Source organism: Thiothrix lacustris DSM 21227 (genome assembly GCF_000621325.1).
In the GTDB taxonomy this organism is placed as follows: Bacteria; Pseudomonadota; Gammaproteobacteria; order Thiotrichales; family Thiotrichaceae; genus Thiothrix; species Thiothrix lacustris.
In genome coordinates this window covers 20,920-43,434 of record NZ_JHYQ01000031.1, presented here as the reverse complement: position 1 = coordinate 43,434, position 22,515 = coordinate 20,920, and the positions used below count along the sequence as shown (strand labels likewise).

The 22,515-nt window shown below is 49.0% G+C and carries 24 protein-coding genes and 1 pseudogene; 6 read left to right on the top strand and 19 right to left on the bottom strand.

Annotated elements, in window-relative coordinates; translation table 11 throughout:
- Positions 1-223 (bottom strand): transposase (locus Q394_RS0114595; RefSeq protein WP_028489913.1); only part of this gene is annotated, 223 nt, incomplete at its 3' end.
- 78 nt (positions 224-301) lie between these two features.
- Here Q394_RS0114595 and Q394_RS0114590 point away from each other — a divergent pair.
- A pseudogene (locus tag Q394_RS0114590) lies at positions 302-493 on the top strand (IS3 family transposase); the annotation flags it as partial.
- Positions 494-1,000: 507 nt separating this feature from the next.
- Here the strand turns inward: Q394_RS0114590 and Q394_RS22495 are convergent.
- From Q394_RS22495 to Q394_RS22035, 5 genes are all read right to left on the bottom strand, one after another.
- A complete protein-coding gene (locus Q394_RS22495; protein ID WP_156946886.1) occupies positions 1,001-1,153 on the bottom strand; it encodes a hypothetical protein in 153 nt (50 codons plus the stop codon).
- 145 nt (positions 1,154-1,298) lie between these two features.
- Positions 1,299-3,068, bottom strand: coding sequence for an aspartate--tRNA ligase (gene aspS, locus Q394_RS0114580; protein ID WP_028489911.1), 1,770 nt, complete (start codon positions 3,066-3,068; stop codon positions 1,299-1,301).
- Between the two features lie 115 nt (positions 3,069-3,183).
- Positions 3,184-3,747, bottom strand: a complete 564-nt coding sequence (locus tag Q394_RS20580) for a porin family protein (RefSeq protein ID WP_051543472.1) — start codon at positions 3,745-3,747, stop codon at positions 3,184-3,186.
- Between the two features lie 77 nt (positions 3,748-3,824).
- Complete coding sequence (locus Q394_RS0114570) at positions 3,825-4,490, bottom strand: outer membrane beta-barrel protein (RefSeq protein WP_028489910.1); 666 nt, start codon at positions 4,488-4,490, stop codon at positions 3,825-3,827.
- A gap of 114 nt (positions 4,491-4,604) precedes the next feature.
- Positions 4,605-4,844 (bottom strand): FmdB family zinc ribbon protein, encoded by a 240-nt coding sequence (locus Q394_RS22035; protein WP_028489909.1) that lies wholly within the window; start codon positions 4,842-4,844, stop codon positions 4,605-4,607.
- Between the two features lie 124 nt (positions 4,845-4,968).
- Between Q394_RS22035 and Q394_RS0114560 the strand changes: the two genes are divergently transcribed.
- Positions 4,969-5,808 (top strand): SDR family NAD(P)-dependent oxidoreductase, encoded by an 840-nt coding sequence (locus Q394_RS0114560; RefSeq protein WP_028489908.1) that lies wholly within the window; start codon positions 4,969-4,971, stop codon positions 5,806-5,808.
- A 13-nt stretch (positions 5,809-5,821) separates the two neighbouring features.
- Complete coding sequence (locus Q394_RS0114555) at positions 5,822-6,244, top strand: hypothetical protein (RefSeq protein WP_028489907.1); 423 nt, start codon at positions 5,822-5,824, stop codon at positions 6,242-6,244.
- A gap of 62 nt (positions 6,245-6,306) precedes the next feature.
- On the opposite strand, the gene Q394_RS20575 is transcribed toward Q394_RS0114555, so the two are convergent.
- The 10 genes from Q394_RS20575 to fabD form a co-directional block, all read right to left on the bottom strand.
- The gene (locus tag Q394_RS20575) at positions 6,307-6,687 is read right to left on the bottom strand and encodes a PilZ domain-containing protein (protein ID WP_051543471.1); all 381 of its coding nucleotides are present in this window, start codon (positions 6,685-6,687) and stop codon (positions 6,307-6,309) included.
- A gap of 18 nt (positions 6,688-6,705) precedes the next feature.
- The gene (gene holB / locus Q394_RS20570; RefSeq protein WP_051543470.1) at positions 6,706-7,650 is read right to left on the bottom strand and encodes a DNA polymerase III subunit delta'; all 945 of its coding nucleotides are present in this window, start codon (positions 7,648-7,650) and stop codon (positions 6,706-6,708) included.
- Positions 7,647-8,282, bottom strand: a complete 636-nt coding sequence (gene tmk, locus Q394_RS0114540) for a dTMP kinase (RefSeq protein ID WP_028489906.1) — start codon at positions 8,280-8,282, stop codon at positions 7,647-7,649. Before tmk ends, holB begins: the two co-directional genes overlap by 4 nt.
- Positions 8,279-9,316, bottom strand: a complete 1,038-nt coding sequence (gene mltG, locus Q394_RS0114535; protein ID WP_028489905.1) for an endolytic transglycosylase MltG — start codon at positions 9,314-9,316, stop codon at positions 8,279-8,281. Before mltG ends, tmk begins: the two co-directional genes overlap by 4 nt.
- On the bottom strand, positions 9,313-10,122 hold the full coding sequence (gene pabC / locus Q394_RS0114530; RefSeq protein ID WP_028489904.1) for an aminodeoxychorismate lyase: 810 nt from the start codon (positions 10,120-10,122) through the stop codon (positions 9,313-9,315). Before pabC ends, mltG begins: the two co-directional genes overlap by 4 nt.
- Positions 10,109-11,458, bottom strand: a complete 1,350-nt coding sequence (locus Q394_RS0114525; protein ID WP_028489903.1) for an aminodeoxychorismate synthase component I — start codon at positions 11,456-11,458, stop codon at positions 10,109-10,111. The genes pabC and Q394_RS0114525 overlap by 14 nt, the downstream gene beginning before the upstream one ends.
- Positions 11,459-12,703, bottom strand: coding sequence for a beta-ketoacyl-ACP synthase II (fabF, locus tag Q394_RS0114520; RefSeq protein ID WP_028489902.1), 1,245 nt, complete (start codon positions 12,701-12,703; stop codon positions 11,459-11,461).
- Between the two features lie 77 nt (positions 12,704-12,780).
- Positions 12,781-13,017, bottom strand: a complete 237-nt coding sequence (gene acpP, locus Q394_RS0114515; protein WP_028489901.1) for an acyl carrier protein — start codon at positions 13,015-13,017, stop codon at positions 12,781-12,783.
- A gap of 80 nt (positions 13,018-13,097) precedes the next feature.
- Entirely contained in the window at positions 13,098-13,853 is a 756-nt protein-coding gene (fabG, locus tag Q394_RS0114510) for a 3-oxoacyl-ACP reductase FabG (protein ID WP_038141668.1), read from the bottom strand.
- Positions 13,853-14,800 (bottom strand): ACP S-malonyltransferase, encoded by a 948-nt coding sequence (gene fabD, locus Q394_RS0114505; RefSeq protein WP_028489899.1) that lies wholly within the window; start codon positions 14,798-14,800, stop codon positions 13,853-13,855. Before fabD ends, fabG begins: the two co-directional genes overlap by 1 nt.
- Before the next feature lie 185 nt (positions 14,801-14,985).
- Here fabD and infA point away from each other — a divergent pair, with 185 nt between their 5' ends.
- Positions 14,986-15,204, top strand: coding sequence for a translation initiation factor IF-1 (gene infA / locus Q394_RS0114500; RefSeq protein ID WP_028489898.1), 219 nt, complete (start codon positions 14,986-14,988; stop codon positions 15,202-15,204).
- A 49-nt stretch (positions 15,205-15,253) separates the two neighbouring features.
- Here infA and clpA read toward each other — a convergent pair whose 3' ends face one another.
- The 3 genes from clpA to icd all read right to left on the bottom strand — a co-directional run bounded on the left by clpA (position 15,254) and on the right by icd (position 19,328).
- Positions 15,254-17,548: an ATP-dependent Clp protease ATP-binding subunit ClpA gene (clpA, locus tag Q394_RS0114495; protein ID WP_028489897.1), complete on the bottom strand. Its 2,295-nt coding sequence runs from the start codon at positions 17,546-17,548 to the stop codon at positions 15,254-15,256.
- Between the two features lie 5 nt (positions 17,549-17,553).
- Positions 17,554-17,886 carry an ATP-dependent Clp protease adapter ClpS gene (clpS, locus tag Q394_RS0114490; RefSeq protein ID WP_028489896.1) on the bottom strand — a complete coding sequence of 111 codons (333 nt, stop codon included), beginning with the start codon at positions 17,884-17,886 and terminating at the stop codon, positions 17,554-17,556.
- A 188-nt stretch (positions 17,887-18,074) separates the two neighbouring features.
- Positions 18,075-19,328 carry an NADP-dependent isocitrate dehydrogenase gene (gene icd / locus Q394_RS0114485; protein WP_211248822.1) on the bottom strand — a complete coding sequence of 418 codons (1,254 nt, stop codon included), beginning with the start codon at positions 19,326-19,328 and terminating at the stop codon, positions 18,075-18,077.
- A gap of 125 nt (positions 19,329-19,453) precedes the next feature.
- On the opposite strand from icd, the gene Q394_RS0114480 reads away from it, so the two are divergent.
- Both Q394_RS0114480 and Q394_RS0114475 read left to right on the top strand, forming a co-directional pair.
- The gene (locus Q394_RS0114480; protein ID WP_028489894.1) at positions 19,454-21,256 is read left to right on the top strand and encodes an endonuclease; all 1,803 of its coding nucleotides are present in this window, start codon (positions 19,454-19,456) and stop codon (positions 21,254-21,256) included.
- Between the two features lie 61 nt (positions 21,257-21,317).
- Positions 21,318-22,487: an efflux RND transporter periplasmic adaptor subunit gene (locus tag Q394_RS0114475; protein WP_028489893.1), complete on the top strand. Its 1,170-nt coding sequence runs from the start codon at positions 21,318-21,320 to the stop codon at positions 22,485-22,487.
- The last annotated feature ends 28 nt before the right edge of the window (positions 22,488-22,515 follow it).

Sequence of the window (22,515 nt, the reverse complement as noted above, 5' to 3'; positions counted from 1 at the left end):
TGCCACGGCTGTAAGCTAACAGGATGATTTTGAGTAACACCGCTGGGTCAAAAGCGGCTGCGCCCTGCACATCATTCTTATAACGCTGGTGGAAGTCTTCAAGGTCAAGTTCCTTATCCACCAAATGACGTAGCGCGTATTCAAATGTACCCGGCAGGATTTGCCGGTCAAAGTCCACAGCCAACAGTTTTACGCCTTGATGAATCGGTTTGTAGCGTGCCATGCCTGCCTACTCATTCTGGTGCTTGTGATGCTTGATTATCCCACAAAATGGCGGTTCGGAGGGTTTTTCTACAGCCTCAACGCCTGCGCCGAGGGCTTTTTCCATTCCCTGAAAGTAGAATGCATCCACGGTGAACGATTTGCCACACGGGATGCCATGAAACAAACCGGTTTCGAGTACATCGAAACCGATTACAACCGTAACCGCTTGCACAGTTCCTTGGGCTATCTCAGCCCGCTGGACTTTGAAGCTCAATTCCTCATAAATTGAGGTGTCCGGGTTTAATGGGCTAGCCGGGTTGGATTGTAGTTCAGCTTGATGCCGTTGTCCTACCAGCAGTCCAGCACGTCGATCAAAAGCTGCGTGTTAAGGCAATCTACGCCAAAATCAAGCACCACCACCAATAATACACCTATTATAAAATAATATACGTATATTATTTTATAATAGGTGTATTATTGGTGGTGGTGCTTGATTTTGGCGTAGATTGCCTTAACACGCAGCTTTTGATCGACGTGCTGGACTGCTGGTAGGACAACGGCATCAAGCTGAACTACAGCACCCCCTCCAGCAGAATGCCTATACCGTTTTTTTATGGCTCCAGCCGATCCGTTACAGCCATTTATGCAGGCCACGATAAGAAATGGGTGTGCCGTAATGGGCTTCAAAACGCGGAATCAGTTCCTCCAGCCGTTCGACTTGCGTCTCGCGTTGGATCCCATTCACGAAAGGCACTTTATGTCTATGCCCGCGAGAATACGATGAGGACGTGCGGGGCTAATCCACCTGTTTCCACCCGTAAGGCAAGTCATTTATTCCAAGGTACTGCGGGCTATCGAGAATGTTTGGCAAACCTTGGATTTGTGCCCGCCCTGTTTGCTCATAGGCACGGATAACACGTTCGCGTAAGTCGTGAGAATAGGCCGTCATGGCAATCACAAAAAAATTGAGCTTCAATACATTGAAGCTGTTTTACTGGGAAAGACTATAACAAATAGACTAGTTTTAAAGCGAGGTTGGCCGCAGCAATAACCGCAGCCAACATATCGCTACATTCAATTTAGATTTAATTGATTCACTTCTGTGGTAATTGAACCCGAATATTCAATTCACGCAATTGCTTAGCATTAACTTCTGCTGGTGCAGAAGTTAATGGGCAAGCGGCCGTTTGCGTTTTTGGGAAAGCCATCACATCACGGATAGACTGGCTACCCGTCATCAACATAATCAAACGATCAAGACCAAATGCCAATCCCCCATGAGGAGGGCAGCCATATTTTAAAGCACTCAATAGAAAACCAAACTTCTCCTGAGCATCTTCATCAGAAATACCCAGCAGTTTGAATACAGACTTTTGCATTTCCATATTATGAATACGTACTGAACCACCACCAACCTCAGTACCATTCAATACCATATCATATGCAATAGAGAGAGCCTGACCAGGATTAGCTAGCAATTCTTCCGGCGTACCTTTGGGAGCAGTAAAGGGATGATGCAGTGCAACCCAGCGATTATCTTTGTCATCCCACTCAAACATAGGGAAATCAACCACCCACAATGCAGCCCACTCACCCTCAATCAAACCACGGTCATGACCCAACTTGACACGAAGTGCTCCTAGTGCGTCGTTAACCACTCGCGATTTATCAGCCCCAAAGAAAATCAAATCGCCCGTTTCTGCTCCGGTACGATCCATGATACTTCTAACTGTTTCATCAGGTAAAAATTTCAGGATAGGAGATTGCAAACCATCACGCCCAGTAGTCGCATCATTGACTTTAATGTAAGCCAAGCCTTTTGCACCATAACGCCCCACAAAGTTAGTGTAGTCGTCGATTTCCTTGCGAGACAATTCGCCGCCTTTTGGCAGACGCATGGCAACTACTCGACTGCCAGGATCTTTAGCAGGCGCAGAGAACACCTTGAATTCAACACGCTCCATTAGATCACTAATTTCGACAAACTCTAGTGGAATACGCATATCTGGCTTATCAGAACCAAAACGATACATAGCTTCAGAATATGGCATGCGTGGCAGCGGATTAGGCAATTCCACATCAAGCGTTTCCTTGAAAGTTGCACGCATCATATCTTCCATCATTCCCATGATGGCATCATCATCCATAAAGGATGTTTCAATATCCAACTGAGTAAATTCAGGCTGACGGTCAGCACGAAGATCTTCGTCACGGAAGCAGCGTGCAAACTGATAATAACGATCCATACCAGACATCATTAACAATTGCTTAAACAACTGTGGTGATTGTGGTAGTGCGAAGAATGCCCCCGGATGAGTACGACTAGGCACCAAGTAATCACGGGCACCTTCTGGCGTTGCCTTGGTTAACATGGGGGTTTCGATATCAAGGAAACCATTATCTTCCAGAAAACGACGTAAAAAACCAGTAACTTTCGCTCTCATCTGCATACGCTTCTGCATTTCGGGACGGCGTAAATCAATATAACGGTAAGTTAGACGCGTTTCTTCATTGACATTATCTTCATCCAACTGGAATGGTGGAGTCTCAGATGCATTTAGAACATTTAACTCAAGACCTAGTATCTCAACTTGCCCACTTCTCAAGTTAGCATTCTCTGTATTCGCAGGACGACGGCGTACTGTGCCAACGACTTGTAGCACATATTCATTGCGCACTTTTTCAGCAGCATTGAAAACGTCTACACGATCAGGATCAAATACAACTTGTACTAGACCTTCACGGTCACGTAGATCAATAAAAATAACCCCACCATGATCTCGACGACGGTTTACCCACCCGCACAACGTAATTTGCTGATCCAGCAGAGCTTCATCTACCTGCCCACAATAATGGCTACGCATTTACTTATTCCTGTTTGCTGTCATTCTTGCCCAAAATAAATTGGATTAGGAATGTTCCAATAAAACCGAGAATGTTAAGCCTTGACAGCCTTAGACGCAAGCGAGATACAAGTGTTTATAAGGTAGATAGCGTTGTGCCAACGGAATACACATTAACCTCAAGATCACCACCAACGTGTTCATATTCTCCTCGCAGCTGCCAATAATCATTCAACTCATAGCCTGCTCCAACACCAAGTAATATATCTGTGCCACTCATTGCATCAACCAATACACCATCAGTATTCCCATCAACCTGCCATGCCATAATACCAGCCTTGCCTGACAAAGATTTTTTATGATCGAAAAAGTAAGAACCAACGCCAGCAAGAGACAAACCAGAAGCATTAACAGCTGACTTTTTTAAAGTTTCCTGACTGGTTCCATCATTATTGAATAAGTCATAGTACCCACCCTCTACAGCAAGGTTCTTATTAAATTTGTAGCCTGTTGACAGTTTGTAGCCAGTACTATCGCAAGCGACCCCCTCATAACTACACTCTGCCTCTGATTTAAGCAGGCCAAACCCTGCATAAAACTGACCAGGCTCGACACTCCTATCAGCAAAAATATCCTCGGCTAAAACAGCAGAGGGAGTAATCAGTATTCCTAACAAACAAAACAAAATAGGGGTTTTCATGGGGGTTTCCTTCTCGAAATCCCCTTTTTATTGTAAAAAAGGGGTTGGGGTTTATTAATTAAGGAAAAAGATAATATCTAGAATGTTGTAAACGTTGCACCAGCAGAATAAAGATTTGCATTCAAACCATCAAAGTGCTCAACTTCACCACGCACCCCCCAGTTATCATTTATCTTATATTCAGCACCAGCACCTAAAGACAAATCAACACCATCAGTAGCCGTTTTCTGAGTAACAGTAGCAGCACTAGGGCCCACATTTTTGACTGTTACAGAGGCCTCCTTATCCCACATCATCATACCCGCTTTACCAAAAAAATTTATTTGGTCGGTCGCGGCTACACTAGCAACACCTGAAACATTCACGCCTGTAGCAGTTGAAGTCAAATTAGTAGCATTTGCTACCGTATTGAGACCCGGAATAACAGGTATAGTACCATCAGAAGCTGATTCACCAAGATCGACATAAGCCCCTTCAACTGCTAAATTTGGAGCCACTTTATAACCACCAAAAACTTTCCAAGCACTAGGTGTAGGGCAATTAATATCCCCCAACAATGCACCACCTTGATCCACCACAGAATTGCAAGTGCCATCACTTACTTGGCCAATACTGGCACCACCATACATAGCACCTGCACCATCATCACTACTAGAAGACTCACCAAATAGCGAACCACCAGCGAACGCAGAAGAAGCAGAAAAAGTAGTCATCGCTACCATCAATAGAATAGATTTTTTCATAATGCTTGTGACCTTTTATTGTTGTAATTAAGCAATCACGAACATTTTATTCTGCTCTATGGTCAAGAAGCAATGAGTCCTCTATTTTTTCAGACAAATGGCGAAGAGTGAAACTTAATCTACTTTGGAAACAGAAGAGGATGTATCATTGCCTGCCAGATTTTTCTTATTACCACTTTTAAAATCAGTTTCATACCAACCACCACCACCTAGGCGAAAAGCGGCAGCCGTTACTCTTTTAGTCAGTGAAGCAGTATTACATGCTGGACACTCAGTTAAGGGTGTATCAGACATTTTTTGTAGTGCCTCCATTTCATGGCCGCAAGCACTGCATTGATAAGCATAAATAGGCATATTTCTATTCCAGTCCGTGTATATTAGCAGGCTGTGATAATAGAGACATGGTTGCTTGAATTCAATCAATCACGCTACATTATCCTCTCAATCTATCCATTGATGTTCAGAGGACTGACAAAAGATGCGTAATGTGTTGATTACCGGATGCTCAAGTGGGATTGGCTATTGTGTCGCCAAAGGTTTGCGTGAACGTGGTTATCAGGTCTTCGCATCTGCTCGTAAACAAACAGATGTAGAGCGACTCGAAAGTGAGGGTTTCAAAACCTTGCAATTGGATCTTGCTGACCCAGAAAGTGTACAAGATGCCGTTTATGAACTAATGTTACGTACTAACAGTGAGTTATACGCTGTTTTTCATAATGGGGCTTATGGTCAAGCCGGAGCATTAGAGGATTTGTCACGTGAAGTACTAGAACAGCAATTTGCAACCAATGTATTTGGCTGGCATCAACTAACAACGATGCTATTGCCTATTCTACGTCAGCGTAATGAGGGTAGAATCATTTATAACAGTTCCTTGCTAGGCTATGTAGCCTTGCCGTTTCGTGGAGCATATAATGCTAGTAAATATGCCATAGAAGGCATGGCAGATACTTTGCGGCTAGAACTAGCAGATACTGATATCAAAGTATGTCTCATCGAACCTGGACCTATTGAGAGCCGTTTTCGTGCCAATGCTTTAAAAACACTAAAAGATCACGTCAGTATCGACCAAAGTGTACATAGACTAAAATATCAAGGAGCCATTAAACGCTTAGAGAAGCTGGGGCCAGCAGCTCCCTTTACGCTTCCCCCTGAGGCAGTTCTAGCTAAAGTCATTCTTGCATTGGAAAGTCCATCACCCAAAGCACGCTACCCCGTCACAATTCCAGCTCATCTGTTTTGGACACTGCGACGAATACTACCAACTGGCTGGCTAGACAAAATACTATTAAAGATATCAAGCAAAGAAAATCAATAGGTTAAAAATCACTATGAATGAAGCACTAGAATATTTATTTTTCACTCAGACCATCGCTGACAAATTTATTACCGCCTTAAGTAATCATAACCTGCACTTTGAGCGTGAGATTGAAACAGTTCAAGGCGCCATTGTTCTGAAAATAGCAGAAGGGGTTGATGATGACTTATGGGATGAGCTTGACGATTTATACGATGAGCTTAGCGATGAAGATCAGGCATTGGTAGAAGCAGGAATAGAAGATGAGGACTCAAAAAGTACGGCTGGTATTTATCTACAACTAGCAAATGGTAATCAAACCATCGCACAGGTAGATCCAAGCATCATGAGTCGGATCTTAACTGTTATTACAACTGAAGAATTAAATGCCTTCGTTGACACAATTGTTCGTAGTGTAGAAATCCCCGATGACTCCCCGATTTGCAAACGTCTCTGAAGCCGAAGAACTAAGAGAGATGGCTATCAACGTCATCTTCTCTGTCTTCATAAATAGCTTAATTAGTAAGCAGGATTGGCAGCAGGTTGATTGAGAGTATCACCCAACATTTCCTCTATGAATTGCTTGACACGGATACGGTGCTCACCTGTAAATTGCAAACCTATTCCTGGACTAGTACCACGCTGTCCTACTCCAGATGCAATCCACACGACGCGACCAGGAATAAGCAGCTTCTTACCATCCTCAACCAAACGTAGATGCAGAATAATGTCATCATGCAACATAAATTTTTCCGTGGTTGGCACAAATAGCCCTCCATCCTTAATAAAAGGCATATAACAAGCATGCAATGCAGATTTTTCGGTAATAGCCATGGACAGACTAGCTGGGCCGCTATCTTTTTTCCTCTTATCTTGTGCCTGCTTATTAGTATCTTCCATTAATATTTCCTAAAACAATTAACCTGTTTGTCGCCACAATACTAACATGGATTCAAGCAATAACCGGGCGTTAAGAGGATGAGTGGATAATTTCTTAAGCTCAAGCAATTTATCATAGATATGCAAAATACCTTGCTGCCCCAACACGCCTTGCAGATAACGCACTTCACTATTTGCCTCACCACCAACACATTGCTTTAACAAGGAAAGTAGCCAGTCTAACTGCCAGTCAAGCAATTGACTCTTATCAAATTTTTCCCAATACGCCGAGATTGCTGTCATACTACCTTGGCCTTGCACACACTCTGTCAAATGCGCAAGCCACTGTTCCCGCTGCACCAGCGTATCTGTTACATCAAGCTCTAAAGCTGCTAACGGCCTACCAGCAGTATTTAACAGTAATTGCTCCGCCGGATGTTGTAAAACCTGTTGCTGCAACCATTCCAGAGCATCAGCGTGAGCAGGCAATGGCAAGCGAGCACGCTGGCAGCGACTACGAATAGTGGGCAACAACACAGCTGGATGCGCAGTCAGCAGCAATATGTGCGTATCTGGAGCCGGTTCTTCCAATGATTTCAATAAGCTATTAGCAGCATTAATATTCATACGGTCAGCGGGATAAATCACCACCACCCTCCGCAAACTATAACTGCGACTAAGCCCCAAGAAATAATTCAACTCACGAATTTGGTCAATTAAAATTGACTGTTTATCTTCCAGTAATCTAATCGACATAAAATCAGGGTGTGCATCAGAAGCAAATACCTGACAACTACGACACTCTCCACACGCGGCACCATTTATCAATGGTTTCAAGCATAGCAAGCCTTTAGCAACTTCCTGAATAAACGCTTCATTCCCACAACCTTCTTCCCCGCTGAACAGTAGGGCATGATGCAAATGGTTAGCCATTTTGGCCTGTTGCACACTCTGCCATGCCTGCGTTTGCCACGGGTAAATCATGAGACAGATTCCACCACAATACGCTCAGCCACTGCCTGTAACTGCTGCCTGACCTGATCCAGTGTTTCCGCTGCATTAATGATAGGGTAATGCTGTGGCAACTGCTGTGCCCGTTGCTGATAACCAACACGAATTCGCTCGAAAAAAGCGGCATGTTCTTGCTCAAAACGGTCAGCACGTCCGCGTGCTTGTGCACGAGCCATGCCTGTAGCAACATCGAGATCAAACAGAATCACATAATCAGGACGCATATCACCTTGCACCCAGCACTCCAGCTCTTCAATACGCGCTAACGAAATACCGCGCCCATACCCCTGATAAGCATAAGTTGCATCGGTAAAACGGTCGCAAATCACCCATGTCCCCTGTGCCAGCGCAGGCAAGATTTTGGACTGCAAATGTTCATTGCGGGCAGCAAACATCAGCAGTAATTCAGTATCCGCATGCATTCCCGGAAGATCAGGTGATAACAAAACTTCACGAATTGCTTCAGAGACCTCTGTTCCACCCGGTTCACGAGTCACTAACACAGTCTTACCACATGAACGTAGGTAGTCTGCCAACCACGTAGCATTGGTACTTTTTCCTGCACCCTCTCCCCCTTCGAGGGTAATGAATACGCCGCGTTTCATGGCTTCTGCTCCATGGCTTTTTTGCGATTGAGGATATATTGCCGAACTGCCTGATTATGCTGATCCAGTGTTTCAGAAAACTGTGAAGCTCCACCGGGTGTGGTTGCCACGAAATACAATGCATTACTCACGGCTGGATGCATGACAGCATCAATGGCTGCTTTACTAGGCGTAGCAATCGGTGTTGGCGGCAAACCAAAGCGCGTATAAGTGTTGTAAGGCGTATCGGTTTGCAAATCCACTTTGCGGATATTGCCATCGTATTTATCACCAATGCCATAAATCACTGTCGGGTCAGTTTGCAACATCATGCCTTTTTCTAAACGGTTGAGGAAAACGCGTGCTACCAACGGGCGCTCTTCAGGAAGTCCGGTTTCCTTTTCGACGATGGAAGCCAGAATCAAAGCCTGGTAAGGTGTGGTAATCGTTGGGTTGGAAACTCGCCCTTCCCATGCCTTGTTCAGATAATCCTGCATGGCCTTGTGGCTACGTTTCAGGAATTCCAAATCGGTAGTTTTGCGTGGAAAGTGGTAAGTATCTGGGAAAAACCAACCTTCTGGCTGCATTCCAGCATCTGCACCGAGCTTGGACATAATCGTCTGAAAATCATCAGCCGCAAGCGTTTTTTCAATCGTTGGGTTGCTGTGAATATCCGCAACAATATCCCTAAACGGTTTACCTTCGATAATACCCAGTTGATATTGCAAAACTTGACCAGCCGTAAATTTCTTTAGCAGCTCATCAGGCCTAATACCCGGCTCAAGCTGGTATTCACCCGCTTTGATCTTGCCTGCACTGCCCTGCAAACGCGCATAGACCAAGAAAAATTGGCCATAAGGAATAAGTTTTTTCGCTTCAAGCTGATTAGCTACCTGACGAATATTGCTGCCCGGCTTGATTTCGAAAGTGGCGTTATCGGGCGTCAAGGTGAGAGGGGTCTTTAGAAAAACATTATACTGATACCACAGCATAAAACTGCTTATGATGATCACTATCAGCAGCATAACACTTAATCGTTTGAATAATTTACTCATGGCAACACTAGTATTTCCGCCTGTAAATCCCTGATTAACGGCGGAATGTTATATAATTTGCCGGAAAATTCGCATACAGGCCACACACCAATCAGGGAATTGGTCATGAATATTGCTTGAGCCTGCTCGACATCCACCAATGCTAAGGGCTGAATGTGGCATTCGATGGAGAATTTCTCAAGCGTTTGAGCAATATATCGGCGCATTATTCCCGCAATTCCGCATTGGCTAAGCTCAGGCGTCACAACAGTACCGTCAGCGCGGATAATAAACAGGTTGCTCATCGTGCCCTCAATCACATTGCCGTGATAATCACGAACCAAACCTTCCTGATATTCACTACCGAATTCAGCACGGGCTAACACTTGTTCCAACCGGTTAAGGTGCTTGAAACCTGCCAAGCGCGGCTGTTGGGCAAGACGGGTTTCACATAACGTCAGGCGAATGCCAGTAGCGGTGTAAGCCGTTGGGTATTCAGGCCAAGGAGCCAATTGCAGAATACGGGTAGGTGGTAACAGGGTATGCGGGCTGTAACCGCGCTGCCCCGCTCCACGGGTAACAATCAGCTTGAGGATAGCACGCTCTTCACCCACACAGGCGGCTCTGATTTCCTCACGTAAGGTGTCCCACTCCAGCGACTGTATACCCAGTGCTGCTAAGCCTGTTTGCAAGCGCTCTAAATGCCACTCCAGCAGTTGCGGTCTGCCCTGCCGCACACCGATGGTTTCCCACACGCCATCGCCGTAAAGCAAGCCACGGTCGGTCACAGGCAGGTTGTCAGTAACAACCCCATTAACACGTATCATGGCCAATAGCCCGCAGCAAACCCCGTGCTTTGTGGCGAGTTTCCTTGAGTTCGTTGGGTGCAACCGAGTCCATTACGATACCAGCACCGGTGCGGAATTGCAGGTGCTTGCCTTGCAAAGTCATGGTGCGGATCAGGATATTCAAATCCATATCACCGTTATGGTTCAAATAGCCTACCGAGCCGGTGTATGCCCCCCTACCCGTCTGTTCCAGTTCCGCGATGATTTCCATGCAACGCACTTTGGGGCAGCCAGTGATTGTGCCGCCGGGGAATACGGCGCGTATAACTTGCCCCGGCGTCATACCCTCCCGCAGCTTGCCCTGAATATTGGAGACAATGTGATGGACATGCTGGTAACTTTCCACCGTCATCAACTCATCAACCTTGACGGTGCCGTAGCCACAGATACGCCCCAGATCATTACGCTCTAAATCAATCAGCATGATGTGTTCGGCGCGTTCCTTGGGGTGGGCAATCAGCTCTTCCAACAATGCCTGATCATCGGCGGCATTGTCACCACGCGGGCGAGTTCCAGCGATGGGGCGGGTATCGACCGTGCCATTATGCACTCTTACTAAACGTTCCGGCGAAGAGCTGATGATGGCGAAGTCATGGAAGTCAGCCAGACACGCGAAAGGTGCAGGATTGGTGGTGCGCAATTGGCGGTACAAGTCCACTGCACGCTGTTCGGCGTGTAGCTCCCCCCGCCATGCACGCGACAAGTTGACCTGAAAGACATCGCCAGCACTGATGTAGTCGCGGATGCGTTCCACCCCGCTAGTGAAGTGTTCGGGTGGGTCTTCGGACAAAGAAACCCCTCCTGGCCTCTCCTTATCAGGGGAGGAGGAAGAGGTAGCATCTACCTTGGCAATGGCTTCCAACATAGACACAAATTCCTGTTGAAACCCCTCTTCCGCCACCACCGTCGTTTCATTGCGCTGATGGTCGACGATGATCGCCGCCGGAATACGCACTGCCAACGCAATCGGTAAATCCTGCGAAGTAGCCGGTAATTGCAGCGTCGGTTCCAACTGCCCAACCAGTTCATACCCCAGATACAAGAACCACCCCCCCCGAAATGGCAGCTCTTGCCCCTCCCCTGATAAGGGAAGGACGGGAGGGGTTTCTTCTACCCAAGCAGCATCCAATCGTGTACAGAAGCTCTCTTCGCCCAAATCATCCAGACGCAAGGTTTCCTGCGGAAACGCAAACAACAAGCTGTAACGGTTAAGGGCTGAGGTAGCGACACTTTCCAGCAGGAAAGGATAACGGGCGGGATTCTGTTCATGTAGGGCGAGCAAATCATGCTCGCCCTTGAAGGTTTGCGTATGCAATCAGATTTTCTTGAAAATCAGGGTTCCGTTCGTGCCCCCGAAGCCGAAGGAGTTGCTCATAGCAACATTGACGGCGGTTTCACGGGCAATATTTGGCACGTAGTCCAAATCACATTCAGGATCCTGATTATCCATATTGATGGTCGGTGGCAGAATCTGGTCACGGATAGCCAACACGCTGAATACCGCTTCAATACCACCCGCAGCACCCAACAAGTGCCCAGTCATGGACTTGGTGGAACTGACAGCCACCTTGTAGGCGTGATCACCCAGCGCACGTTTAACAGCCATGGTTTCAGCCTTATCACCCGCAGGTGTAGAAGTGCCGTGTGCATTCACATAATCCACATCTGCCGCATTCAAGCCTGCATCTTTCATGGCATTGACCATGCAACGTGCTGCACCTTCACCACCTTCCGATGGAGTGGTCATGTGGTAAGCGTCGCTGCTCATGCCGTAACCGACCAGTTCACAGTAGATACGTGCGCCGCGTTTTTTGGCGAATTCGTATTCTTCCAACACCAATACGCCACCGCCATCACCTAAAACGAAACCATCACGGTCAACGTCCCACGGGCGGCTAGCAGCTTCTGGGTCATCATTACGAGTGGACAGTGCACGGGCAGCAGCAAAACCACCAATACCCAGCGGGGTAGACCCCATTTCTGAGCCACCAGCAATCATCACATCTGCATCGCCATACACAATCATTCGCGCTGCATCACCGATACTATGAGTGGCTGTTGCACACGCCGAAACGATCGACATATTCGGCCCTTTCAGGCCAAACATGATGGACAAATTACCCGCCACCATGTTGATAATACTTGCAGGCACGAAGAAAGGGGAAATCTTGCGTGGCCCACCGTTGAGGAACGTCGCGTAGTTGCGCTCAATCGTGTCCAAACCACCGATCCCGGAACCCATGAGCACACCAATGCGCTCAGCATTCTCTTCGGTGACTTCCAAACCTGAGTCACGGATAGCCTCAACGCCCGCACCGATACCGTAATGGATAAATTTATCCATTTTTTTCTGGTCTTTCGGCTTGATGTAATCGTCGGCATTGAAACCTTTGACGTTACCAGCAATTCGTACACTGAAGGCACTGGCATCGAACAAGTCAGAACTAATCCGGTTAATCCCGCTGCGGCCAGCTTTGATATTGTCCCATGCTGTTTCCAGCTTGGAACCAACAGGTGAAACAATACCGAGACCTGTTACTACTACACGTCGCTTAGACAAACTTATGCCCCTATCTTGTCGTGATAAATGAGAAAACCGCACCCCATCACAAACGGGCTGCGGTTTGCTGGCAGGAATTAACCCTGCTGAGCCTTGATGTAATCAATAGCAGCTTGGACCGTTGTGATCTTTTCTGCATCTTCATCAGGGATCTCAGCACCGAATTCTTCTTCCAGTGCCATAACCAGTTCGACGGTATCCAGAGAATCCGCGCCGAGATCGTCAATGAAAGAAGAAAGATAGGTGACCTCAGCTTCATCAACACCCAGTTGTTCAACAACGATTTTCTTGACGCGTTCTTCTATATCGCTCATGGTCTTATGTTCCTCGTAAATAAAAAATGTTTGTCGCGGTGGACTATTGTATTTAAAACCTCTGCATCATACCAGCAGGTTTACGCCATATACATACCACCATTCACATGAATTGTCTCACCAGTGATGTAAGCACCCAATGGAGACGCCAAAAACAGCACCGCACCAGCAATTTCGCCCGGCTGCCCCAAACGGGAAAGCGGAATATTTTGCAACAGGTTGTTGCGCTGCTCTTCAGAAAGTTCGCGAGTCATGTCGGTATCAATAAAGCCCGGAGCCACCACGTTTACCGTGATATTGCGGGAACCGATTTCACGCGCCAGTGATTTGGAAAAACCGACCAGCCCGGCTTTTGCCGCCGCATAGTTGGTTTGCCCCGGATTACCAGATGCACCCACCACCGATGAAATCGAAATGATGCGGCCTTTTTTAGCCTTGGTCATGCCGCGCATACAGGCTTTGCTCATGCGGTAAACAGATGTCAGATTGGTGGTAATGATGTCATCCCACTCCTCATCTTTCATACGCATCAACAGGTTGTCGCGGGTAATGCCTGCATTATTGACCAGCACGCTAATCGCGCCGAAATCACCCGTCACCGCTTTGACAACGCTCTCGATGGAATCCTTGTCTGCCACATTGAGCACTATGCCCTTACCAGCGACACCTGCTTCTGTCAGGTAGGCAGAAATAGCATCCGCACCTTTTTCACTGGTCGCCGTGCCAATGACCGTCGCGCCAGCCTTACCCAGCATTTCTGCAATACTGCGCCCGATGCCACGGCTTGCGCCGGTGACCAGAGCAATTTCGCCCTGCAAATTGATGAGTGAATCCATTAAGCTGCCGCCTCCTCACAAAGTTTCAATGCTTCTTCCAATGTTTTGCTATCCAGAATACAAACGCTGGTGAGCTTACGGTCAATACGCTTGTTCAGGCCAACCAGTACTTTGCCGGGGCCAAACTCAACTGCCGCCGTGGCAGCGTATTGCCCCTGCAAGCCCAAAATAGTATCAACCCAGCGAACCGGGCGATAGAGCTGTTGTTCCAGCGCTGCGCGAGTGCTATCCACTGTATCGCGCGTTGCCGCATCAACATTATGCAAAACAGGTATTTGTGCAGGGCTAAAAGGAGTGGCTACTAGGCGGACTGCCAGCTTTTCAGCAGCAGGTTTCATCAGTGCGCAATGCGAAGGCACGCTGACTGACAATTTGATGGCTTTTTTTGCCCCCATTTCGGTAGCAACCTGTATGGCGCGGTCAATGGCAGCAGCACTTCCTGCAATGACCACCTGACCGGGTGAATTGAAATTCACCGCTTCGACCACATCACCTTGTGCCGCCTGTGCGCACGCCGCCACGATTTGTGCATCGTCCAGCCCCAAAATGGCTGCCATTGCACCTTCACCGTCAGTAACAGCGGATTGCATCAAACGCGCACGTTCCGCCACCAGACTGACCGCATCGGTAAAGGCCAATGCCCCGGCCGCCACCAGTGCTGAATATTCACCAAGGCTATGCCCGGCAAGCGCGACTGGCTGACAACCGCCTTGCTTCAACCAAACACGCCATACGGCAACACCCGCTGCTAGCATCAAGGGCTGGGTATTTTCAGTACTATTGATGGCTGCTTCGGTGCCTTCCTGAGACATTAGCCACAAATCGCGCCCCAATATCTCGGAAGCCTCCTGAAACGTATCACGCACTTCCACAAAGTCTGCACTCAATGCCGACAGCATACCGAGCGATTGGGAGCCCTGCCCCGGAAAAATACCCGCGATTGTCATCTTGTCTACTACTCCAGCGTAAAACGAGCGACTTTTGCGCCCCGAATAAAGTAAAATCGTCCTATCCTAATAAAAAAGGGGTGTCATGAAAACCGTCAATTCGAGAAATCCAAAAAAGAACTTGTCATCTGGCGTGTGGCAAGGATAATACGCTGTTTAGTATTCCCAAAGTATTGACAGAACCTATGGCAAAAGAAGATTACATTGAAATGGAAGGCATTGTGCAGGAAACCCTGCCTAATACCACATTCCGCGTTCAACTGGATAATGGTCACGTCGTAAACGCCCACATTTCGGGTCGTATGCGTAAAAACTACATCCGCATCCTGACCGGCGACCGCGTTACCGTACAGCTTACCCCTTACGATCTAACCAAGGGTCGCATCAGCTACCGCAACAAATAACAATGCGCCCCTCAGGGCGCATTGAATGTGTCAGTTTCTCCGATTATGCTCAGGCTGGCACGGCTTCTACCCCGTGCATTTCAATCACCAGCCCCTCATCATCTGCCGATACTTCCACCCTGCCACCCTGGCTGAGTTCGCCAAACAAGATGGCATCTGCCAGTGGTTTCTTGATGTGCTCCTGAATCACCCGTTCCATTGGGCGTGCGCCCATTAGACGGTCGTAACCTTTCGTTGCCAACCAGCGACGGGCAGCTTCGTCTACTACCAGCACAACCTTTTTCGGCTCCAGTTGCGCTTCCAGCTTGATGACAAACTTGTCGACTACTGAAGCCACCACTTCTGCTGTCAGCGGGTTGAACTGGATAACAGCATCCAGACGGTTACGGAATTCTGGTGAGAAGGTGCGGTTAACTGCTTCCGTTGCATCCAGCACATGGTCTTGTATGGTAAAGCCCAGTGACTTGCGGCTGATATTTTCAGCGCCTGCGTTACTGGTCATGATCAGAATTACGTTGCGGAAGTCGATCTTGCGTCCGTTGGCATCGGTCAGCGTGCCATGATCCATGACTTGCAGCAGGATGTTGAAAATGTCCGGGTGGGCTTTTTCAATTTCATCCAACAACAATACCGCGTGCGGGTGCTTGTTAATGGCATCGGTCAGCAAACCACCTTCGTCATACCCCACATAGCCGGGAGGCGCACCAATCAGGCGTGAAACCGTGTGGCGTTCCATGTATTCCGACATGTCGAAGCGCAGCAATTCAATGCCCAGGCGTTGCGCCAGTTGTTTGGAAACTTCGGTTTTACCCACCCCAGTAGGCCCGGCAAACATGAAGGAACCAATCGGTTTAGTATCATCCCGCAAGCCTGAGCGTGCCATTTTGATAGCTGCCGTCAGTTGTTCAACCGCTTTGTCCTGCCCGAAAATAACCATTTTCAGGTCACGTTCCAGATGACGCAGGGTTTGCATATCGGAGGTGGAGACGGACTTCGGTGGAATCCGCGCAATCTTGGCAACAATGTCTTCGATGTCAGTGACATTGATAGTTTTCTTGCGCGAAGCAGACGGCTGCATCTGGCGATTGGCGCCCGCTTCATCGATCACGTCAATGGCCTTATCCGGCAAATGGCGGTCATTGATGTACTTGGCTGCCAATTCCGCTGCTGCTTTGAGGGCGGGCAGGGTATAACGCACGTTGTGGTGCGCTTCAAAACGTGATTTCAAGCCTTTGAGGATCTCGATGGTTTCTTCCACCGATGGCTCATTGACGTCGATTTTCTGGAAACGACGCGCCAGCGCCCGGTCTTTCTCGAAAATGCTGTGGTATTCCTGAAAGGTGGTGGAACCAATGCACTTGAGATCACCGTTCGACAATACCGGTTTGATCAGATTGGAAGCATCCATCGTGCCGCCGGAAGTTGCACCCGCGCCGATAATCGTGTGGATTTCATCAATGAACAACACCGCATGAGGCTCGCTCTTAATCTGCTTCAACACTGCCTTGAGGCGCTTTTCAAAATCACCTCGGTATTTAGTGCCTGCCAGCAAAGCGCCCATGTCCAGCGAGTAGATGACCGCCCCTTCAAGGATTTCAGGCACTTCACCATCGACAATGCGTTTTGCCAGCCCTTCAGCGATGGCGGTTTTACCAACGCCTGCTTCACCCACCAACAGCGGGTTATTTTTGCGGCGGCGGCATAGCACTTGAATGGTTCGTTCGATTTCCAGATCACGGCCAATCAAAGGGTCGATCTTGCCTTCCAGCGCCATTTCATTCAGGTTGCTGGCGTATTTTTCCAGCGGCTTGCTGTTATCGCCGCCGTCTGACTCGCCTTCTTGCTGGTTGCCGGAAGGTTGTTGCGATTCATCATCTTGCCCCTTCCCCATCGGCGGCTCTGATTGCCTGTCCTTGCGGATACCGTGGGAAATGAAGTTGATGATATCCAGCCGCGTCACCCGGTACCGTGACAGGAAGTACACCGCGTGTGAATCCGGCTCGCCAAAAATGGCCACCAGAATCGCATCACCCGTTACCTGCCCCTTACGAGAAGTCTGGGCGCTGTAAATAGCACGGTGAATCACACGAGTGAAGCCCAGCGTTGGCTGCACTTCACGGTGTATCTCATGCTCGGGAACCAGTGGCGTATTTTCTTCCACGAACATTTCCAGCTCGCGGCGCAATTGCGGGATGTCCACCGAACAGGCACGCAGCGCCTCCGCAGCACTAGGGTTGTCCAGCATCACCAATAACAGGTGCTCCACTGTGACAAACTCGTAACGCCTGCTGCGAGCATCGCGGTGCAGGGTCTCAATTGAATATTCTACTTCAGCGCTCAACATAAGACTTATGCCTCTTCCATTGTACACAGCAAAGGATGTTGATGTTCCCGCGCAAACCGGCTGACTTGCGCCACCTTGGTCTCCGCGATATCACGAGTATAGACGCCACAGACACCTTTGCCACGGGTATGTACGTGTAACATGATGCGCGTTGCACCCTCGTGATCCAGATCGAAAAACGTTCGTAGCACTTCGACTACAAAGTCCATCGGTGTGAAATCATCGTTCAACAGTATAACTTTAAAGCGCGGTGGCTCTTTCACCTCTGGGCGGGATTCCTGCACCGCTACGCCAGAATCCTGATCACTGCCATGATCTTCTTTATGCTTTTGCGCCATTCCTGATTTACCTTGCCCCAAACTGACGGGATGTGTGATGTTTATGTTATAAACGTTTTGACGGTCTGGTGTCACTATTCCACACCTAGATTGGTGCATCTTAGCCGAATACAATAGGGTAAACAAAAAACAGGCGACACCAAGGCCGCCTGTTTCGTGATTATTGAGCCATTTTCCGCAGCATTGCCTTACATATGCGCAATCACGTTATCGCCAAATTCAGAACAAGCAATTTCTTCCGCGCCATCAATCATCCGCGCAAAGTCAAAGGTGACACGCTTGGATGAAATCGCCCCCGCCGTGCCTTTATTGATCAGATCAGCCGCTTCCAGCCAGCCCATGTGACGTAACATCATTTCGGCGGAAAGCACCAGTGAGCTGGGGTTTACCTGATCCAGACCCGCAAATTTCGGCGCAGTGCCGTGGGTTGCTTCAAACATCGCAATGGTATCGGACAGGTTTGCACCCGGCGCAATGCCAATTCCGCCAACCTGTGCTGCCAGTGCGTCGGATACGAAGTCACCATTCAAGTTCAAGGTTGCTACCACAGAATAATCTTCCGGGCGTAACAAAATTTGTTGCAGGAAGTTATCCGCGATCACGTCATTGACCAGAATGTCTTTGCCCGTGTTCGGGTTTTTCATCTTGCACCATGGGCCACCGTCGATTTCGACTGCGCCGAATTCTTCTTTTGCTAGCTCGTAGCCCCAGTTTTTGAAAGCACCTTCGGTAAACTTCATGATGTTGCCTTTGTGCACCAGCGTGACAGAAGGGCAATCATTGTCAATGGCATACTGCATCGCTTTACGCACCAGACGCTTGGTGCCTTCACTCGACACGGGCTTGATACCGATACCGGACGTTTCTGGGAAGCGGATTTTGGTGACACCCATTTCCTTCATCAAAAAGTCGATGACTTTGTTGGCTTCAGGGGAGCCAGCCGCCCATTCGATACCCGCGTAAATGTCTTCGGAGTTTTCACGGAAAATCACCATATTGGTTTTTTCCGGGTGCTTGACCGGGCTGGGCACGCCATCGTAGTAACGGATCGGACGCAGGCACAGGTATAAATCCAGATCCTGACGCAATTTAACGTTCAGGGAACGGATCCCACCACCAACAGGCGTGGTCAACGGGCCTTTAATGGAGACAACATATTCTTTAACGGCATCAACTGTTTCATCCGGCAGCCAAACATCTTCGCCGTAAACTTGCGTAGCTTTTTCACCCGCGTAGATTTCCATCCAGGAAATGTGGCGCTCACCGCCGTAGGCTTTTTGTACGGCAGCATCGACCACTTTGATCATGACCGGGCTAATATCGACGCCGATACCATCCCCCTCAATGTAGGGGATAACCGGGTTGTTCGGCACATTCAGGGAATAGTCGGCATTCGTTGTGATTTTCTCGCCTTGTGCGGGAACTTTGATATGTTGGTACATCAATTCTCTCCATTTTGCTGTGTGTCTCTCAGAGCGCTGGGGTGGAGTATAAACAATTCCCCCCACCTTGGCATACACTCCTTAAACGTGTGAACATGGCGTTTGCAAGAAGGAGGCCAAAAAACATGAAACTTGCCACGTTTAACCTTTACCAATTCGCCATGCAAGGCTATTACTGGCATGACCGCATTGAGCACAACACCTTTAGCATAGCTGAGTGGGAACAGAAGCAAGCCTGGGTCAAAACCCGCCTGCACCAAATGGATGCAGATATCGTCGGTTTTCAGGAAGTTTTCAGCATCCCGGCGCTACAAAAGCTTTGCCATGCCGCCGGATACCCGCATTTTGTTTACGTGGATGATTCAGCCTGCCGTGAAGATGATCCCGCCGTGTATTGCAAATCGGTCGTGGCGCTGGCCTCGCGTTTCCCCATCGAAGCAGTGCACTCGATCACCGTAGCGGAAGATGTGCGTGCTGAACTGCCGATTCCTGATGACTTTCGTTTCAGCCGTGCCCCGGTTTGTGCCGATGTGCGTGTACCCGGCATTGGGCTGCTGACGGTTTATGTGCTGCACCTCAAATCCAAACGCCCCGCCTCCCTCGATATGCGTTACCCTGCGGACATGAGCTGGCCCAAACGGGTGCTGGATACGTTTCAGCAAATGTCACGCGGCACGATTGCTTCCTTGCTGCAACGCGGGCTGGAAGCCACCCTGCTCTACCACCACATCACTGCCCGGCTGGAACAGGATGCCAATCACCCGCTGGTCGTGCTGGGTGATATGAATGACAGCGAAGATTCCATCCCGCTGGCTGCCCTAACTATGCAAGAACGTGTTTACAACATCGGCGGGGTGGAAGCCAATCATTGGCCGGAAAACATCGCCCCCTGGCTGTATGCTTATCGGCTGGCGGACAGTTTCCGGCTGGCTCCCAATATGCGCCAACGGGTGCGACCGTTTACCAAGATCCACGGGGGCAGAGGTGGCGTGCTCGACTACATTCTGGTTTCCAACGCACTCAACCCCAAAAACACCGACGCCAAAGCTGAAGTCGCCCACTACGAAGTCTGGAATCAGCACCTCGAAGCCGATGGGGTCGACGACCGCTTGCAATCCGATCACGGGCAAGTTTGCGTGGAATTACTTCCCTGTGATGCCCAGCCCGACTATGCCGATACCATCAACCAGCGCCCTGCGCATACGGTGCGCACTTTGGCGGACATCCACACCCGTCAGGATTTGGTGCAATACGCGGGCGGGGTATACCAGTCGCATCACCATTTCAAGCAGTGGGACAGCGGCGACAAATGGAAAAACTTCTGGTCGTTTTTCTTCGATAATGAATACGGCTGGGTAACCTCCATTTACGGTACACTGCCCGTCAACGAGTTGTATCAGAAACAGCATCACAGCATTGAACACATTATCCCGCGCGACTTTCTAGACCGTTATCTGGCTCGCAAGCGGGCGCCGCGTCATGTACGCAATGGTGCTACGGTCAACCCCTTCAATTTTGCCCCCTCGGAACGTGGCCTGAATGCCAAACGCTCCAACTTCCCGTTTGATATGGATGACGACCGTATTGTGCGCCCCTATAACCTTGAACTGCACCCGGACAACTTCTCGGGCGGCACCGGGTTTGACGCCGACCACGAATGGGTTATCCCCTCACGTAACCGAGGCGATATTGCCCGCGCCATTCTCTACATGGTAATGACCTACGAAATCGACGAACTCTATGATCGGCATATTGCGACTCTGGTACACTGGGCCAAGATTGACAGCCCTAGCGCTTGGGAACTTGCTTATAATAACTGGGTGCATTCCCGGTTGGGAATCCGAAATCCCTTTATTGATACGCCTGAAAATGCCTTACAATTGCTGAATAACCGTGATCTGATGAATTCGATTGAATACCAGCAGTAGCGCAAGGCTAGCTAAAATGCCACAATTTGATGAATCGTCCGCTTTCGAGGAAAACAATTACATGACTACACGCAAACAAGCGTCTGGATTTTTAGTGCTTGGCTTCTGTGCAAGCATCTTCTCGGTACAAGCTGCTGAAATTATCCAGGTAGAAACCACAGGCTCCCGTTCACAATCCGTATTGGGCAGCACGGTTATCCCGTACAAAGAAGTCTCTTTGAGCGCCCAAATCCCCGGTGTCGTGAAATACGTTGCAGGGCCTGTCGGCACCAATCTGACAGAAGGTGGTGTCGTCTTCAAGATTGACGAATCCCAGTTAATCGCAAAGCGTAACGCCGTCATTGCGCAAATTTCCATTGCCCAGGCTGCGCTACAAAACGCCCAGGCACAGTATTACCGCGAACTGACCTCCCCGCGCAGCAAAGACATCGGCGCAATGCCCGGTTTCGGGATGCCCGCCATGTTCGACCGAATGGCTGTCAAACCGTTTGCCGAATCCTTCATGGGTGGTTACGACACCGATGCTGTGCGCCAAGGTGACCTCAGCAATGTGATGGCCAGCGTTTCGCAAGCACAAGGCCAGCTTCAGCAAGCCAACTCGCAATTGCAGGAAATTGATTCTGCTTTGCGTGATGCCAGCGCCCTTGCCCCGTTTGAAGGCATCATCATGGAAAAGATGGTGGAAGTCGGTGACACCGTACAGCCGGGTCAACCCCTGATCAAATACGGCTACGTCAAATACAAGCGTTTGCAAGCGGATGTCCCCTCTGGTCTGGTTGGCAACCTGAGCAAGGATATGCTGCTACCGGCACGAATCGACGGCAGCACCAACACCTCGGTACGGGTATCGGAGATTTCACCAGTCGCCGACCCGAATCGCCACACCGTCACCGTGAAATTCGACATTCCGATGGAAATCAATACCGCCCCCGGCATGTATGCTGAAATCTATGTACCTGAAAATAAAAAGGGCAATAATCAAGTAACCATTATCCCACGCACCGCCCTGATGAAAGGCAGCAGCTTGCCCGGCGTACTCGTAGTAAAAGATGACAACACCTCCGAATTGCGGATGGTACGTTTAGGCTCTGAACAGAATGGCGGCAGCAAAGTCTCCATCATTTCTGGCTTGAACCCCGGCGACAAGATCATTGACAATCCACCTGTTGGGGTCACTTCAGGTTGGATGCCAACTTCAACCAACGCACAACCAACCACTATTACGCATTAACAGCTAAAAAAATCCTTCCCTCACCCCT

Bases quoted from the DNA above. Each gene is read 5' to 3' on its own strand.
- Q394_RS0114560 (WP_028489908.1), top strand. From the start codon at position 4,969: ATGCGTAATGTGTTGATTACCGGATGCTCAAGTGGGATTGGCTATTGT.
- clpS (WP_028489896.1), bottom strand. From the start codon at position 17,886: ATGGCGCAAAAGCATAAAGAAGATCATGGCAGTGATCAGGATTCTGGC.
- holB (WP_051543470.1), bottom strand. From the start codon at position 7,650: ATGATTTACCCGTGGCAAACGCAGGCATGGCAGAGTGTGCAACAGGCC.
- tmk (WP_028489906.1), bottom strand. From the start codon at position 8,282: ATGAAACGCGGCGTATTCATTACCCTCGAAGGGGGAGAGGGTGCAGGA.
- aspS (WP_028489911.1), bottom strand. From the start codon at position 3,068: ATGCGTAGCCATTATTGTGGGCAGGTAGATGAAGCTCTGCTGGATCAG.
- mltG (WP_028489905.1), bottom strand. From the start codon at position 9,316: ATGAGTAAATTATTCAAACGATTAAGTGTTATGCTGCTGATAGTGATC.
- icd (WP_211248822.1), bottom strand. From the start codon at position 19,328: ATGTACCAACATATCAAAGTTCCCGCACAAGGCGAGAAAATCACAACG.
- Q394_RS20575 (WP_051543471.1), bottom strand. From the start codon at position 6,687: ATGGAAGATACTAATAAGCAGGCACAAGATAAGAGGAAAAAAGATAGC.
- Q394_RS0114475 (WP_028489893.1), top strand. From the start codon at position 21,318: ATGACTACACGCAAACAAGCGTCTGGATTTTTAGTGCTTGGCTTCTGT.
- acpP (WP_028489901.1), bottom strand. From the start codon at position 13,017: ATGAGCGATATAGAAGAACGCGTCAAGAAAATCGTTGTTGAACAACTG.
- infA (WP_028489898.1), top strand. From the start codon at position 14,986: ATGGCAAAAGAAGATTACATTGAAATGGAAGGCATTGTGCAGGAAACC.
- fabG (WP_038141668.1), bottom strand. From the start codon at position 13,853: ATGGATTCACTCATCAATTTGCAGGGCGAAATTGCTCTGGTCACCGGC.
- Q394_RS0114570 (WP_028489910.1), bottom strand. From the start codon at position 4,490: ATGAAAAAATCTATTCTATTGATGGTAGCGATGACTACTTTTTCTGCT.
- Q394_RS20580 (WP_051543472.1), bottom strand. From the start codon at position 3,747: ATGAAAACCCCTATTTTGTTTTGTTTGTTAGGAATACTGATTACTCCC.
- fabD (WP_028489899.1), bottom strand. From the start codon at position 14,800: ATGACAATCGCGGGTATTTTTCCGGGGCAGGGCTCCCAATCGCTCGGT.
- Q394_RS0114480 (WP_028489894.1), top strand. From the start codon at position 19,454: ATGAAACTTGCCACGTTTAACCTTTACCAATTCGCCATGCAAGGCTAT.
- clpA (WP_028489897.1), bottom strand. From the start codon at position 17,548: ATGTTGAGCGCTGAAGTAGAATATTCAATTGAGACCCTGCACCGCGAT.
- Q394_RS0114555 (WP_028489907.1), top strand. From the start codon at position 5,822: ATGAATGAAGCACTAGAATATTTATTTTTCACTCAGACCATCGCTGAC.
- Q394_RS22495 (WP_156946886.1), bottom strand. From the start codon at position 1,153: ATGACGGCCTATTCTCACGACTTACGCGAACGTGTTATCCGTGCCTAT.
- pabC (WP_028489904.1), bottom strand. From the start codon at position 10,122: ATGATACGTGTTAATGGGGTTGTTACTGACAACCTGCCTGTGACCGAC.
- Q394_RS22035 (WP_028489909.1), bottom strand. From the start codon at position 4,844: ATGCCTATTTATGCTTATCAATGCAGTGCTTGCGGCCATGAAATGGAG.